14 protein-coding genes are annotated in these 15,592 nt (G+C 61.1%); 3 read left to right on the top strand and 11 right to left on the bottom strand.

The features are described from left to right. Window positions 1–15: 15 nt before the first annotated feature. Complete coding sequence (gene lspA, locus BJP05_RS03640) at window positions 16–528, bottom strand: signal peptidase II (RefSeq protein ID WP_070362228.1); 513 nt, start codon at window positions 526–528, stop codon at window positions 16–18. A 72-nt stretch (window positions 529–600) separates the two neighbouring features. Here lspA and BJP05_RS03635 point away from each other — a divergent pair, with 72 nt between their 5' ends. Together BJP05_RS03635 and BJP05_RS03630 are read left to right on the top strand one after the other, a co-directional pair. Continuing rightward, entirely contained in the window at window positions 601–1,533 is a 933-nt protein-coding gene (locus BJP05_RS03635; protein WP_070362227.1) for a DUF6263 family protein, read from the top strand. A 34-nt stretch (window positions 1,534–1,567) separates the two neighbouring features. Next, the gene (locus BJP05_RS03630) at window positions 1,568–3,265 is read left to right on the top strand and encodes an ABC-F family ATP-binding cassette domain-containing protein (protein ID WP_070362226.1); all 1,698 of its coding nucleotides are present in this window, start codon (window positions 1,568–1,570) and stop codon (window positions 3,263–3,265) included. Between the two features lie 7 nt (window positions 3,266–3,272). Here BJP05_RS03630 and BJP05_RS03625 read toward each other — a convergent pair whose 3' ends face one another. Continuing rightward, complete coding sequence (locus tag BJP05_RS03625) at window positions 3,273–3,863, bottom strand: hypothetical protein (RefSeq protein ID WP_070363472.1); 591 nt, start codon at window positions 3,861–3,863, stop codon at window positions 3,273–3,275. Window positions 3,864–3,993: 130 nt separating this feature from the next. Between BJP05_RS03625 and BJP05_RS03620 the strand changes: the two genes are divergently transcribed. After that, a complete protein-coding gene (locus BJP05_RS03620) occupies window positions 3,994–4,905 on the top strand; it encodes an asparaginase (RefSeq protein ID WP_070362225.1) in 912 nt (303 codons plus the stop codon). Here the strand turns inward: BJP05_RS03620 and BJP05_RS03615 are convergent. The 9 genes from BJP05_RS03615 to BJP05_RS03575 all read right to left on the bottom strand — a co-directional run bounded on the left by BJP05_RS03615 (window position 4,894) and on the right by BJP05_RS03575 (window position 15,592). Continuing rightward, window positions 4,894–6,279 carry a DNA polymerase IV gene (locus BJP05_RS03615; RefSeq protein WP_070362224.1) on the bottom strand — a complete coding sequence of 462 codons (1,386 nt, stop codon included), beginning with the start codon at window positions 6,277–6,279 and terminating at the stop codon, window positions 4,894–4,896. The two genes, BJP05_RS03620 and BJP05_RS03615, sit on opposite strands and share 12 nt — an antisense overlap. A 6-nt stretch (window positions 6,280–6,285) precedes the next feature. Continuing rightward, window positions 6,286–9,474, bottom strand: a complete 3,189-nt coding sequence (gene ileS / locus BJP05_RS03610) for an isoleucine--tRNA ligase (protein ID WP_070362223.1) — start codon at window positions 9,472–9,474, stop codon at window positions 6,286–6,288. 344 nt (window positions 9,475–9,818) lie between these two features. Continuing rightward, the gene (locus BJP05_RS03605; RefSeq protein ID WP_070362222.1) at window positions 9,819–10,835 is read right to left on the bottom strand and encodes a DivIVA domain-containing protein; all 1,017 of its coding nucleotides are present in this window, start codon (window positions 10,833–10,835) and stop codon (window positions 9,819–9,821) included. 273 nt (window positions 10,836–11,108) lie between these two features. Beyond that, window positions 11,109–11,402, bottom strand: coding sequence for a YggT family protein (locus BJP05_RS03600; protein ID WP_070362221.1), 294 nt, complete (start codon window positions 11,400–11,402; stop codon window positions 11,109–11,111). Between the two features lie 50 nt (window positions 11,403–11,452). Beyond that, a complete protein-coding gene (locus tag BJP05_RS03595) occupies window positions 11,453–11,941 on the bottom strand; it encodes a cell division protein SepF (protein WP_070362220.1) in 489 nt (162 codons plus the stop codon). Between the two features lie 71 nt (window positions 11,942–12,012). Then, the gene (locus tag BJP05_RS03590) at window positions 12,013–12,726 is read right to left on the bottom strand and encodes a YggS family pyridoxal phosphate-dependent enzyme (RefSeq protein ID WP_070362219.1); all 714 of its coding nucleotides are present in this window, start codon (window positions 12,724–12,726) and stop codon (window positions 12,013–12,015) included. After that, window positions 12,727–13,467, bottom strand: coding sequence for a peptidoglycan editing factor PgeF (pgeF, locus tag BJP05_RS03585; RefSeq protein WP_070362218.1), 741 nt, complete (start codon window positions 13,465–13,467; stop codon window positions 12,727–12,729). A 9-nt stretch (window positions 13,468–13,476) separates the two neighbouring features. After that, window positions 13,477–14,694, bottom strand: coding sequence for a cell division protein FtsZ (gene ftsZ / locus BJP05_RS03580; RefSeq protein ID WP_070362217.1), 1,218 nt, complete (start codon window positions 14,692–14,694; stop codon window positions 13,477–13,479). Window positions 14,695–14,848: 154 nt separating this feature from the next. Then, complete coding sequence (locus tag BJP05_RS03575) at window positions 14,849–15,592, bottom strand: cell division protein FtsQ/DivIB (RefSeq protein WP_168156177.1); 744 nt, start codon at window positions 15,590–15,592, stop codon at window positions 14,849–14,851.

Genomic DNA, 15,592 nt, shown 5'->3' with positions numbered 1-15,592 from the left:
CGCGAAACCCCGTACTCACGACCGCGCCTCCTTTGCAAACATCGAGATGACGACGACGGCCACCCCGATGGTGATGGCGGCGTCGGCAAGGTTGAACACTGCAAACGAACCGATGGAGATGTAGTCAACGACATGGCCGAACCAAAAGCCCGGCTCGCGCACGAGCCTATCGATGAGGTTGCCAAGCGCCCCTCCCGCGATCAACGCCACCCCAAGTGTCTCCCACCTGCCAGCAAGGCGTGGGGCATAGATCAACGCACCGATAACGAACGCAAGCTGGATCGTCGTGAACAGCCACGTCGAGTTCTGTCCCATCGAAAAGGCCGCGCCAGGGTTAAACAATAAATACAGTCGAGCCCAATCACCGATCACTGGCACGGGCTCACCGGGTGTCAAGGATGTCACCATGATTTGCTTGACTACTTGATCCACAGCAGCAACAGCGAGCATAACGCCGACGACGACACCGAGCGAGCGACGCTTCGCTGACGCTCCGTCGCGCACACGTGATTCCTTTGAATTACCCATCGCAGATAACTGTAGTATGCAAATGCTGTAGCTTGTGAAGTTGTGTTGTACTCCGCTCATCCCAAAAGTTCATTGTTCGGCCCTCTGACCATCACCGCCGCGGTTTTTGCGCTCACTGCATGCAGCGCCGAGGAGCCGGATCCATTCGCTGACATTCCCGAGTTCGCCGTTGAGTCACCAGTCGTGCAGGTACTTTCACAAGGACAAAACCCGCAGGTGTGGAAGTACGAGGACGGCGCATCAGCAGACAGCGAAACTACGGCGCCGCAGCGGGTCGCGCTGTCGCACGCGATTGCGCAGTACCCCGGCGAGGAGGGCTCGGAGCCGGTCATCGCGCGCGAGCACGAGCGCGACACAGTCACGCTGACCGTTTCGACGCACACTTCAGAAAGCAACAACGAGGGTGCTGTGCGCCAGGTAGACCTTGTCGCAGAAGGGTTAGAGCACTCGGATTTAGCGATGCAGAACAGCTTGACGTCAAACGAGGGCTTCCAGATGCGCTGGCACAGCGACCCTAACGGCACAGTATCGGCGGTACAACTGATGCCTACGGCGGATTCCGATGAGGAAGGCCGGGCCATCGCCGAGCAGAACTTGCTCGAGTTGATGTCGTGGCAAGTTGTCTTCCCGGATGAGCCAGTCGGCGTAGGCGGCTCCTGGAAAGTTGAGCAGCGAGGACTTGGTGCCTCGGACATGCTACGGACCACCACGTACACGCTGGAATCCGCACAGGACGCAACACTCGAGCTGAAAGTAGATGTCCAGGAACGCCCGCTGAAGCGATCCATCACGATTGATAACGAGGTCGCTGGCGCCTTGGACGGCACGACGCTGCACGTGGTGAGCAACACTTCGCACTCGGAGGGCTCGCTGACGGTGGACCTGCATTCGCCACTTCCGGTGGGCGGTTCTGTGCTTACCGCTACGCGGCTTGTCTACGGCAGTGACGAAGCCGATACCCGTGTGGCCCAAGACACCACGAGCGTTGTGGACTATAACGTATAAGAGACGGCCCACATTTGATGACGAGGAACATCCCATGACTGCCCCACTGCATATTGGCCTTGACGGCATTTCGTTTTCGTACCCAGGCGGACACCGCGTCCTCACCGACATTTCTTTCGCGGTGCCATCCGGGTCTGTCACCGGGCTCATCGGAGAGAACGGCGCCGGCAAATCGACGCTGCTCGGCATCATCTCCGGAGAGCTGAAACCCGACGCAGGGGTGCTTATCACGCCCCCGATCACGGGCTTCATCCCGCAGGAAACCTCGCTGCCGTTCAGCGAGCCCGCCCAATCACTTATCGACGAAGCCGTCAAAGAGCTTCGCGCTGTCGAGGAAGACATCTCAACCTTTGCGCAGCGCATGGTCGACAACCCAGACGACCAGGAGGCGGCCGACGCGTACGACCGGGCGTTGTCCCGCGCGGAAAACTCCGGCGTGTGGGAGTTAGATGCTCGCATCGCTACCGTGTTGGCTGGCCTCGGCCTTGCGAACGTCGACCTGGCCACCCCACTGGGCGAGATGTCTGGCGGGCAACGCCGACGGTTTGCACTGGCCACGCTGCTGCTACACCCGGTGGACGCCATGGTCCTCGACGAGCCGACCAACCACCTCGACGACGAAGCCGTCGACTTCCTCATCGGCGAGCTCGAGGCATTCAAGGGGCCTGTACTCGCCGCGTCGCACGACCGCTACTTCCTCGACACCGCGTGCGACGGCATCGTCGACCTCGACCCTGGCTTGGGCGCCGAGGGCGGCTTCGGCGAGGAGACTCGCCAGGGCACCCGCTACCGTGGCGCGTTCAGCGACTACCTCAAGGCCCGCGAGGATCGACGCCGCCGTTGGGAAAGCGACTACGCAGCGCAAGAGCACGAGCGCGCCAGGCTTGAGAAGGCCGCTGAGCAAACCGGCGAGGACATCTTCCACTCCCAAGAAGCCTCTTCTGACATCCGAATGGCGGCAAAGTTCCAGGCGGACCGCGCGGCGAAGACGGTGGGCAACCGCAGGCGCTCGGCGTCGCAACGCCTCGAAGCGCTGGAGCGAACGGAGATTCCGGAGCCACCGGCGCGGCTGCGCTTCCGTGGCCTCCCGCCGCATACCGCGACCTCGCTTGGGCTCCCGGCGCTGGTCACCCAGAACCTCTCCGTTCCTGACCGCCTCGCCCCACTGAGTATCAAAGTGCAACCCGGCCAGCAGCTCCTCGTTGAAGGCCCAAATGGCTCCGGTAAGTCCACGCTGCTGAAAATTATCGACGGCCAGCTGCGCGACTACGAGGGCGAGATCATCATGCCGGAAGAGATGACCGTCGCACGCCTCGAGCAGGACGACTCGTGGACTGACCTCGACAAAACCGCAGCCGAAGTGTTCGCGGAGCTCACCCCAGAGGGTGTGCCAGACCTCGTAGAAATGGGCCTGATGACCGAGGAGCAGGCAGCGAAGAAGCTCGACGACCTCTCGCTCGGCCAGCGTCGCCGCGTCTCACTGGGCATCATCCTGGCGTGCCCGCCTGACCTGCTGCTGCTCGACGAGCCGACAAACCACCTCTCGCTCGCACTGGCCGAAGAGCTGGAACACGCCCTGCTCGCGTTCGAGGGCACCGTCATCATCACCAGCCATGACCGTTGGGTGCGCCGCCAGTGGCACGAGCGCCAGGCCAAGAAAGACGCACGCGCCAGAACTCTGACTCTCGCCACGTTGTGGACTGAGGAGCTCTGGCGCGCGGATAAGCAGTAGTGTCTGCTTAGAGGTTCGGTGCCTGCTGGTAGCCTTCCGCAGGCTGCTCACCTGGCTGCTCTTCAGCCGGGGCTGCCGGCTGCGGAGCAGAGCTCTTGCACATCTCTGGTACCTGCTCAGGCGGCAGGGTGTTGTTGATCAGGGTGCATGCCCAGACCTGAGAAAGCTTCCACACGCCGTCTTCGAAAACGAATTCCACGTCCTCCGCAAGCTGCGGCTGGGAGTCGGGACGGGTGAAGCTGACCGTTGCCAGAACGGTATCCGGGGTGTAGCCAGGAAGCACAGGCGGTACGACCTGGAAGTTCGCGCCGGACTCCTCCTGGGACTGCGCCATCACGTCGAACAGTTCAGGGACGTTCTCTCCGCCCTGGACCGTGTTCACGCGCTCCTCAATCGGCAGGCTTGCATCGGTTGCGCGCATGAGCACTGCGTTGAGTTCTTCAGCGGTTGGCTGCTGCGCGGCGGGCGCGACAGACTCGCTGGTGGCCTGCGTTGCCGTGGTCGCGGGATCATCCTGGCTGTTGTCGCCAGAGCATGCGCTCACGCCGAGCCCGAGGCCCAGCGCGGCGGCGACAGCTACGATCGGTGCTGCTTTCACGATTTCTCCTTGAAGCATTGTCTTCAGCGGCTCACGGTCACAGTTAGCGATCCGACACCGCTCTAACCTTGCCAACGTTACCGGCGTTTTTACCTTGGCACCAATACGCCACTCTGGCACGCTGTGAGTTATGGAATCTTTCGTACTGCTCATCGCCACCGGTGGCACCATCGCATGCACCGCAAACTCTGAAGGCGCACTCGTTCCAAGCCTTAGCGCTGAAGACCTCGTCCACTCCAGTGGCACCACCGAGCCCGTCCGCGTGTATGACGCGCTGCGTCTCGACTCGTCCGCGATCACCTTCGCTGACATCGACAAGCTTCGCTCCCTCACTGCACAAGCACTGCAAGACCCGCAGATCAGTGGCATCGTAATTAGCCACGGCACCGACTCCATGGCGGAGACCGCATTCGCACTCGACATCGTGCACGACGACCCCCGCCCTATTGTGCTTACCGGTGCCCAGCACGCCGCCGACCACGAACACCCCGACGGCCCCGGGAACCTCGCGGGCGCAATTGCCGCCGCCGCAGATCCGCTTCGACGCAACAACGGCGTACTCCTCCACTTCGGCGGCGCCACCCTGCCCGCCCGCGGGCTGTTGAAGCGCGACACACACGCCCTCGAAGCCTTCACCTTGAGCAGCGAACGCCCACTTCCCCGCCCCGCAGCACTTGCCAGCAAGCCGTTGGCAGCCATTCACATTCCCATCCTGCGCGCATGGCCCGGCGCGGACGGCGAGATCGTGGATGCCGTCACCAGTATGAACCCGGATGGCATCGTGATCGAGGCGCTCGGATCCGGCAATGTTGGCCCCGGCATGGGTAAGGCAATCACCCGCGCACTCGATTCGGGTATCCCCGTCGTAATCACCAGTTCCGTACCCTACGGCGAGGTCACCTTCGCCTACGGCGGCACCGGTGGTGGCGCTACCCTCGGCTCCCAAGGGGCGATCGCCGCGGGGTTCCTACGCGCTGGTCAGGCGCGCATCGCGCTCGCGACAGCGCTGGCCAACGGCGTGGATCCGGCGTCAGTGTTCTGAGTCGAGCCAGTCCTGCCACGCAAGGGAATCCACCGGGTCCGCTGGCTGGAGCTTGGGGTCGTCGATACGCAATGTGTGCATCTTCCCAGGTCCCGTGGCCCTCGTTTCAAAACGCACGCTCACCCAGCCTTTGCCCGCGCCTTGGACCCAGCCGTGGCCGAAATCCTCGTGGTAAATGTCCTGGGTGGCGCGCCACACGCCGTTGGTAGGCCCGTCGTATAGCTCGACTGCAACATCGCTGCTGGCCACGTGGTCGCTGACCCCGGATTCGTAATCACTGTCAGCGGGTACAGGCCGGATGATTTCCTGGTCTAGCTCCGGAAAGAGCACGTCCTGGAGCGCATCTTCGAGTCCTGAGTAGGACACGCCCACGAGCCGGATCGGGCCGACCTCGTCCGGGTAGCGCACGATGCGAAACGCCGTCGCGCGCAGTGTCTCCGCATCGTCAGTGGCGTAAGGCAGCGTCGCAGAACGCGACTCGATGCGGAAGTTCGCCATCCTTAGCTTCACCGTCACAGTCCTCGCACCGCGCCCATCTTTCAACAAGCGCCTGTGCGACTCCTCGGCGGCGCGCTCGACCGCGGCGTCAACCTCGGCCGCAGTGGTCAGGTCCTGGGGAAAAGTGTGCTCGGAAGAAATCTGCTTCGCGACGGCCCTCGGCGCCACCGGACGATCATCGTGCCCCCGCGCCAGCTGCCACAACTGCTTCGCGACGACCCCTCCGAGCGCGATATCGACTTCCTTCTCGCTCAGCGCCGCGAAGTCCCCGATCGTTTCAATCCCGGCCTGCGCAAGCTTCGCCTCAGTGACAGGCCCAACGCCCCACAGCTCGTTGACGTTCAGAGGGTGCAGCAGCGCTTCCTGCTGTTCGTGAGGCAAAATGTACACCCCGTCGGGTTTTGCCAGGCCCGAGCCGATCTTCGCGTATTGCTTACCACTGCCCGCACCAATCGAGCTTGGCAAGCCTGTCTCATCCTTAATGTCTCCACGTAGCTCGTTGGCCCACTCAAGCACGGTCTCCGGATTCGCTCCCGCGAGCTCCTCGGGCTCCATGAACGCCTCGTCGATAGAGAGCTGCTCCACGACGCTGACCCTGCGCTCAATGATTTCAAACACGCGTTGCGACGCCACCTTGTACACCGGGCGCCGCGGGGCAACGAGCACCGCTCGCGGACCCACCAGCTTCGCAGCTTGGTGGGTCGGCATTGCGGAACGCGCCCCATACTTGCGGGCTTCATAGCTTGCGCCCGCGACAACGCCCCGCCCGTTGACACCAGCAACGAGGACGGGGCGTCCACGTAACGTTGGGCGTGTGAGCTGCTCACAGGATGCGTAGAACGCATCCATGTCGATGTGCAGGACCCAACGTTTCATCGCAAATTACTGCTTAGCAATCGCTGCGCTCACACCTTCGTGAATCGTGTGCGCCTCGCCGTTGAGCGTCTCGACGATCTCGAAGGACGTCGCGAGCGTCTCATGCGCGATGTGCTCAGCGTGGCGCTGCGCCCACTCGACCTTGTCGGAAGGTACGCACAGCTGTACCGAGATGCGGTCAGAGACTTCGTATCCTTCCTGCTTACGAGCGTCCTGCAGACCACGAATCACGTCTGCTGCCCAGCCCTCGGCCTCGAGCTCCTCGGTCAGCTCCGTATCAAGCACGACCAGGCCAACGACGGCATCGGTAGCGTCAACCCGAGCGGTACTCGTCGGGTCCTCAGCCACCAGGCGCTCGGTGTAGAGCTCCGGGGTGAGCACGATGTCGCCGTCGACAACAACGTTTTCGCCTTCACGGACGTAGTTGCCAGCCTTGACGTTCTTGATAGCGCGCTGTACGTCACGGCCCAGCTTCGGACCCGCGACCTTCGCGTTCACCACAACCTCGAAGGAACCAACGGAGTCGACGTCATCAGTCAGCACGACTTCCTTCACGTTGACCTCATCCTTGATCACAGACGCGAAGTCCTGCAGCTGGTCCGAGCCCGCCAGCGCCACCGTGAGCTTCGGCAGTGGCAAGCGGTTGCGCAGCTTCTTCGACTTACGCACAGACGAAGCAGCGGAGCACACCGCGCGCGTTGCATCCATCGCACTGACCAGTGCAGGGTCCGCCGGGATCGCATCCGCGGACGGGAAGTCCGCCAAGTGCACCGAGCGACCACCGGTCAGGCCACGCCAGATGACCTCACTGATGTACGGCAGCAACGGGGCCGTCACACGGGTCAGGATCTCCAGGACCGTGTACAGCGTGTCAAACGCCTCAGGATGCTCCTCCTGACCCGCCCAGAAACGGTCGCGTGACCGGCGCACGTACCAGTTCGTCAGCGAGTCAGCGAAGCGACGGACCTCGTCACATGCGTCCGCGATGCGTGTGTCGTCGAGCGCCTCCTTCACCGCAGCCACGAGGTCATGCGTCTTCGCCAAGATGTAGCGGTCCAGCACATCCTGCGAATCGACGCTGAACTTTGCCTCCTCGGAGGAGTACAACTGCAGGAAGGTGTACGCGTTCCAGATCGGCAGCAACGCGTGGCGCACGCCCTCGCGGATGCCCTGCTCCGTCACGATGAGGTTGCCGCCACGAAGAATTGGCGAAGACATGAGGAACCAACGCATCGCGTCGGAACCATCACGGTCGAAGACCTCGTTGACGTTCGGGTAGTTGCCCTTCGACTTCGACATCTTCAGACCGTCATTGCCCAGCACGATGCCGTGCGCAACGACCTTCTTATACGCCGGACGGTCGAAGAGTGCCGTCGCCAAGACATGCTGCACGTAGAACCAACCACGCGACTGGCCCGAGTACTCCACGATGAAGTCCGCAGGCTGACGAGCGTCGTGCTCCTCAACATTCTCAAACGGGTAGTGGTACTGCGCAAACGGCATCGAACCAGAATCAAACCAGCAGTCCAACACGTCCGGCACGCGACGCATCATCGACTTCCCGGTCGGATCGTCTGGGTTCGGGCGGACCAGCTCATCAATGTCTGGGCGGTGCAGCGACTTCGGGCGAACGCCGAAGTCCTTCTCCAGCTCTTCGAGCGACCCATAGACGTCCACACGCGGGTACTCCGGGTTATCCGACACCCACGCCGGCACCGGTGAGCCCCAGTAGCGGGTACGCGAAATGTTCCAGTCACGCGCGCCTTCCAACCACTTACCGAACTGGCCGTCGCGAATGTGCGATGGGATCCAGTCGATCTCCTGGTTCAGCTCCACCATGCGGTCGCGGAACTCAGTGACCTTCACAAACCACGCCGGAAGCGCCATGTAGATCAGCGGCTCGCCCGAACGCCAGGAGTGCGGGTAGGAGTGTTCAATCGTCTGGTCACGGACCACGCGGTGCTTCGCACGAAGGTCACGGATGATGTCACGGTTCGCGTCAAAAACCAGCTTGCCTGCGTACTCCGGCACCAGCGAGGTGAACTTACCATCAGCATCAACCGGGATGACTAGGTCGATCCCGTACTCCTGGCAGGTGTACATATCGTCTTCACCGAACGCAGGCGCCTGGTGAACAACGCCCGTGCCGTCCTCGGTGGTCACGTAGTCCGCGTTCAACACCATGAACGCCTTTTCCTGGTCACGGAAGTAGTCGAAGACCGGCTCGTACTCCAAGCCCTCGAGCTCGGAGCCCTTGAAGGTGGCGACAACCTCGCGCTCCTCGCCAAGCTCCTTCGCGTACGCGCCGATGAGCTCCGTCGCCAGCAGCAGCTTCTTGCCGACGACCACCTCTTCACCGTCCGCACCAACACGGACCAGCGAATACTCAACGTCCGGATGGACCGCAAGCGCCAAGTTCGACGGCAGCGTCCATGGCGTAGTGGTCCAGGCGATCGCAGCTGCGTCGTGCAGCTCAGGGTGCTGCTTCCAGGTCTCCGCAGCAGCAAATCCTTCACGCCCACCCGTAAACGGCATCGTTACGGTTACGGTCGGATCCTGGCGGTTGCGGTAAGAATCATCCAGACGCGTCTCTTGGTTCGACAGCGGCGTATGCTCCGCCCACGAGTACGGCAGCACGCGGAAGCCCTGGTAAATCAGCCCCTTGTCATACAGGGTCTTAAACGCCCACATGACGGACTCCATGTACGGCAGTTCCATCGTCTTGTAGCCGTTATCGAAGTCCACCCAACGAGCCTGGCGAGTCACATACTCTTTCCACTCATCGGCGTAGTGCATCACGGACTTGGCGCAGTACTCGTTGAACTGTGCCAGACCCATGTTTTCGATCTCGGCCTTATCCTTGATGCCGAGCTGCTTCTCAGCCTCGAGCTCCGCGGGAAGGCCGTGGCAGTCCCAACCAAACACGCGCGGAACGTAGTAACCAGCCATCGTGCGGTAGCGTGGCACGATGTCCTTGACGTAGCCCGTCAGCAAGTGGCCGTAGTGTGGCAAACCGTTGGCGAACGGAGGGCCGTCGTTAAACACATATTCTTCGCAGTCTTCGCGCTGCTTCAGCGATGCCTGGAACGTATCATCCTCGTTCCAGTACTTCAGTACCTGCTCCTCCATTTTTGGAAACGCGGTACTTCCCCCGGTCAGATCTACCTTTGGGTAGACACTTCCGACCTTGCTCATCTCCGTCTCTCCTTCACGCACAATGCTTACCTTGTCACAGGGACGCAGCGAACAACGCCACGCGGTACCACCCTGCTTGAAGTCCGCCGTGAGACGAACTTCCGCTTCATTTGCGGTGAAAGAAATAACGCTTCCTAATTACGTCCGGTTCTACTAAGCAATAGCGTACTGTAGCGCAACAGCTGTTCTTCCGGAAACGCTCCCCGATGATGGTCGGATCATCACGCGCTACCGCACCACCAGGTGGTGAAGCACGTAGCTTGTCTCATTCTAGCCCTTTGTCCCCCAGAAATGGCAACAACCACCACTCACCGCAGTGAATGGTGGCTGATGTTTGAAAGAAACTACTTATTGCCAGCGTCGCCGCTCGGAGCGGACGTGCCACGGGTCTCAAGCTCCTCCAGCTGGGACTCGAGCAGTGTGCGCAGGCGAGTGCGGTACTCGCGCTCGAAGGTGCGCAGCTCAGCGATGCGGTTCTCGAGGGCGGTCTGCTGCTGCTTCACCGTGTTCATGATCTCGGTGTGCTTACGCTCAGCCTCGGTGCGCAGCTTCGTTGCCTGCTCCTCAGCCTGGCGAATCTGCGCCTCAGCGCGCGAGTTAGCTTCGTTGGTGGTTTCCTCAGCCTTCTTCTCGGCGTCTGCAACGAGCTGCTGTGCACGAGCCTCAGCCGACTGCTTCGTCTCAGCAGCCTTACGCTCAGCCGCCTGGATCTGCTCGCGGGAATGCGTCTCTGCCTCAGACAGCTGCTTCTTCGAGCGTGCCTCGGCATCTGCCAGCTGACGCTCTGCGGAACCACGGGCCTCGTCGAGCATCGAGCGGGCCTCTGCCTGCGCGTCGTTGGTGAGGCGGTCTGCCATCTCCTGCGCGAGCCCAAGCACCTTCGCCGCCTGCATGTGCGTATCGGCGGATGCTGCATTCTGGTCGACAGCCGCAGCCTGCTGCGGCGCGGCGGCAGCCTTTGGCGCCTGCTTAGCCTGCTCTGCAGCCTGCTCCGCGTCCTGGCGAGCCTTTGCCGCTTCCTGCTTCGCAGCCTGAGCGTCCTTCTCAGCCGCTACCTTTGCCTCCTGCGCAGCACGGAGCTTCTGCTCGTACTCAGCACGAACCTTCTTCTCAACTCGCTTTTCAATCTCAGCTTCGTCGACATCGCTGGACGCGGCCGCAGGAGCAACCGGGGCAGCAGACCCACCAGCACCGAGCTCTTCGACACGGGCCCGAAGGTCATCGTTCTCATCTTGCAGTTGCGCAAGCGTGTCTTCCACGAGGTCCAGGAACTGGTCAACCTCGTCCTCGTTGTAGCCCCGCTTACCAATTGGTGGTTTGCTGAAAGCGACATTGTGCACGTCTGCTGGTGTCAGCGGCATTGGCGTTCCCTTCGATGTCGATATTGTGTCCGCAATGTCGCGAACACAGATTGCCTCCCACGCTACGGGAAGCGAACCCTAAAATCTAATAGTTCGTCATTCTTTTATCGATCCATAGTAACGCATAGGTTCACACGCACCAGGCATCACCGCCAGTTATACCCCTTTTCTGCCCCCGATGCCCAATAATTGATGTCGATCCGGGCATAAATTACGGGAAAACTAAGCAAAAAAGGCACCTACCAATGTAGGTGCCTCAATCCAAGCTCACTATTACAACATGGTGACCCGTACCAGCATCTGGAGCAGCATAATCGCCACGAACAGTACGATCACACTGACGTCTATCCCAACGCCGCCACTCATACGCATGGGCGGAATGAGTTTGCGGAAGAACTTCACAGGCGGGTCCGTGACCACGAACATGCCTTCCGCAACGACCATAAACCAACTTGGTGGATCAAACTGCTTCGAGAAGGATTGCACCATCTCGACAATGATGCGGATGACCACAATCAGGGAGTACAACCCAAGCGCGGCGTAAAGAATTGCTCCTAATAAAGACACGGGTCACACACTACCTGTTCTTCTTGATGTTTCGCAGAGCTGGACGTCGATTAGCGAAGACGCGCTGTGTGCTGCAGCTCAACTTCGGTCAAACGAGCGTTTTCCGGAACGATCGCGAAGACTCGTCGGCGGGTCTCAACGCCCCTGCTCAGGTTGTACATGTTGCCACGAAGTGCGAAGCACAGACCAGCGGCAAAGTCGACGATGCGCTTTGCATCGTGGGGGTCGAGATCCGTCAGCTCCATAATCACGGCATCGCCATCACGGAACGGCTCGCCGATATCCTTCGCATCGTTGTAATTGCGCGGAGCAGTGGACACGACCTGGGGAGTGTAGGACTTCGGTGCGCGATCCGCGTAGTCACGGGTAGCTGAGGAGCGGTAGCGGTCCTCGCTGCCGTACTCAGATGTGCGCGAAGGTCTCGTCGATTCCTCGCGAGTGTTCTCGCGCTCGTCGTACTGCACTTCATCGAAGTAGGGGTCATCTTCGTTGAACGGGCCAAGACCGAAAAATTCTTTCGCGCTGCCGATAATAGACATCTGGGTGCTCCTCGTTTGTTGCCTGTGCTGACGGGGCAGAAATTACCTCTATGTAATTCCGGATTAGGTTTTTAGACTACGGGCCTCGGCCCCATCACCGCCGTTCCGACACGCACGACATCCGAGCCATGCGCGATGGCTTCTTCAAAGTCCGCGGACATCCCCGCCGAGAAACGCAGGGGCCGCCCAAGCTTGGCCGCGTAGGTGTCTCGCAGCTCGCGGACCTGGTCGAATACCTCGCTGGCGTTTGCATCTAGCGGTGGCACAACCATAAACCCGTCGAACTGGAGGTGCTCAGCCCCCTCGAGCGCTTCAACCAACTCGGCGATCTTCTCCACCGCGACACCGCCACGGCTTTCGTCGCCGTCTGCAGAAACCTGAACAAGGCACGGCAGGATTTCGGACGTCCGATCACCCCGCTCAAGAGCGAGCGCCATGCCACGCTCGAGTCCCTTCGCCAACTTCAAGGAATCCACCGAGTGAACCTCACTCGCCCATCGCGCCACTGCGTTCGCCTTCTTCGACTGGATCTGCCCGATCATCGCGATACCACAGTCGACCCCGTGCTCGCGCAGAGTCGCGACCTTGGCGCTCGCTTCCTGCTCGCGGTTCTCCCCCACCAGGCGAATACCTTCCGCGGCAAGTACCTCAATCGACGAGCACGGATGAAACTTCGTCACTGGTAGCAGTTCCACGCTTCCCGGCTCGCGACCCGCGGCACGCTCCGCGGAGCGGATACGCTCCTGCACCTTGGCAAGGTTGCTTGCAATATCAGTTGTGCTCATTTATTTCACTCCAGTTAGCCAAATAACGCCTGCTTGGCGCCCAGTTGTGGATTCTCTCCGGTACGAGAAGAAGTCCTCGTCCGCGATGGTATCGCGCGGATCTACGTCAATTCGCTGCACACCGAGCTCAGTGAGCTGGCGCCGAATACCGGCACGGATGTCAAGCCCAGTGGTCCCTGCATGCGTAGTGATCCGGGAGCCTGGCAGCTTGCGCTCAACATCCGCTGCCATATCAGCAGGCACTTCGTATGACGCTCCCGCAGCTGCAGGGCCGAGCAGCGCCTGCATCTGTGAAGGCTGAGCACCCAGGTCACGCATTGTTTCAACGGTCTTCTTCACGATGCCGTTTCGCGCCCCAAGACGCCCAGCGTGCACCGCGGCAATCACTCCAGCGACGGGGTCTGCCAACAGCACCGGCGTACAGTCAGCGACCAGCACGCACAGGGCGAGGTTCGGGGTCGTGGTTACGATGGCATCAGAAGCCTCGACAGGCTCAGACTGCGGCCCGTCCACCACCGTCACGTTCGGCGTGTGGAGCTGCTCCATCCACACGAAGCGCCCCACATCAACCCCGAGCAGCGATGCAAGCCGCGCGCGGTTCGCGCGTACGGCCTCCGGGTCATCCCCGACGTGCAGCGCAAGATTGAAAGAGTCATATGGGGACGACGACGCCCCGCCCGCACGGCTTGTAAACACCATGCGGACGGGGCGTTGTTCTACGTCGAGAAGAGAGTCAGTCATGCTCCCAGACTAACGCAAGAAATCAGGGACATCGACGTCAAAATCATCGCCGCCGCGCTCCTCGCGTCCACGACGCTCATAGGAGGATTCGGACTCCCCGCCGGTGAAGAGGCCCGAGCGGTGCGGCTCGTAGCGGTGACGCGCCTGGTAGGAGTCATCGCGTTCCGTCTCCGGAGCTCGATCCTCAAACAGTGAACCACGCGATGGAGACGGCGCCGCGCCTTCTTCCGCCGATGCGGCTGCAGCATCGACCGGCTGCTGGGCATCCGGGCGAGCGTTGGCCTTCTCGTCGAAGCCAGTTGCGATAATCGTGACGCGCACCTCGTCACCGAGGTTGTCGTCGATGATCGTGCCGAAGATGATGTTCGCGTCGTCGTCTGCCTTCTCTTCGACGATGGACGCTGCGGCACTCGTCTCGTTCAGGCCGAGATCGGAACCACCAGCAACGGAAATGAGCACGCCCTTCGCGCCCTCCATCGTGGTTTCCAGCAGTGGCGAGTTGATCGCCTGCTCCATCGCATTCATCACGCGGTTTTCACCGCGGGAGGAGCCGACGCCCATCAGGGCGGAGCCGGCGTCGGCCATCACCGAGCGCACGTCTGCGAAGTCGACGTTAATCATGCCCGGAATGGTGATCAGGTTCGTAATACCCTGAACACCGTTGTAAAGCACCTCATCCGCAGCGCGGAATGCATCCATCATGGACAGGTCCGAATCACCCAGCTGCAACAGTCGGTCGTTCGGAATGACAATGACGGTGTCGCACACTTCCTTCAGGTTCGCGATGCCCTCGAGCGCCTGACGGGTGCGCCGCTTGCCCTCGAACGTGAACGGACGGGTGACAACGCCAATGGTCAGCGCACCCATCTTCTTCGCGATACCCGCGACAACTGGTGCAGCACCAGTACCCGTACCGCCGCCCTCGCCAGCGGTCACGAAGACCATGTCCGAGCCCTTCAGCGACTCTTCGATTTCCTGCTTGTGGTCCTCAGCAGAGGTCCGGCCAACCTCAGGGTTTGCTCCGGCGCCAAGTCCGCGAGTCGCCTCACGCCCGATGTCGAGCTTGGTGTCTGCATCCGTAAAGAGCAGTGCCTGCGAGTCCGTGTTGATCGCAACGAACTCCACACCTTTCAGGCCCTCTTCGATCATGCGGTTGACAGCGTTAACGCCACCGCCACCGACACCGACGACGCGGATCATGGCGAGGTAGTTTGCGGGAGAGGTCATGGGTAGTGTCTCGCCTTTCAAAACTTCTTAGAACTTCAACAATTGCGGTAACGCATCCCATCATGGGCGAAAACACGAAAAAATTTATTGTTTCCCTCGGCGTGTCTCGACCCTAAACCTTTACTTTAGGGTTTTGACCTGGGGTTTTACACCGCTACCGCGCGGTAATCAGCTCCGGATTAGAAATATTGAACTCGGCGCCCTCGCGTTGCAAAACGGTTTCAAAGGCCAGTGATTTATTCGCATTGTCTTCTGAGGCGCCCCACACCACGCGGCGGTTGTCGTGTAACCGCAGCACGAATGAGTACCGGCCATTCGCCTCCAAAGCGGCAACTTGCGCACGCGCACCACTGCTTATCGACGCCGCGATCGCCACAGCGTCCCGCATCTGCTCCTTGTTCTCGACGTCGACCCCCACGAGCTCCATCGCCCCAACCGGCGGTTCAGCGATCAGAAAATCCTTGCCCTCAGTATCGATCAGATGCGCCCCGTCCGGCTGCTGCAAGTACGCCACTGCGACACGCTCTTTGAGGTCAACTCTCACAGTGCTTGGCCAGTCGCGGTGCACCGTGACAACGTCCACCCACGGGTCCTGCACGATGTTCTCAGCAGCACGGCGCACCTTGACCAGCCCCATAGGCGTGCCCAGCTCAATGTCGGACTGGGCTTGCACCGCCTCGGGCGTGAGCACGTCGTTGCCATCAACAACCACACCCTTCACCGGCATCAACGGTGTAAACGGCAACGCAATTCCGCACACAGCGAGACCAGCGATGACAGCTCCCGCGATAGCGAAGCGACGCTTGCGCTTGCTCTTGCTGCGCGTTTGAGCGTCCTCATCACCAAACTCGTCGAGGTGGTCCGACTCGAAGGCTTCCTGCTCTGTCTGCTCTGTCAC

Origin of the sequence: Corynebacterium sp. NML98-0116 (assembly GCF_001767255.1) — a bacterium.
In the GTDB taxonomy this organism is placed as follows: Bacteria; Actinomycetota; Actinomycetes; order Mycobacteriales; family Mycobacteriaceae; genus Corynebacterium; species Corynebacterium pseudogenitalium.
This window is presented reverse-complemented; position numbering and strand designations above follow the sequence as displayed.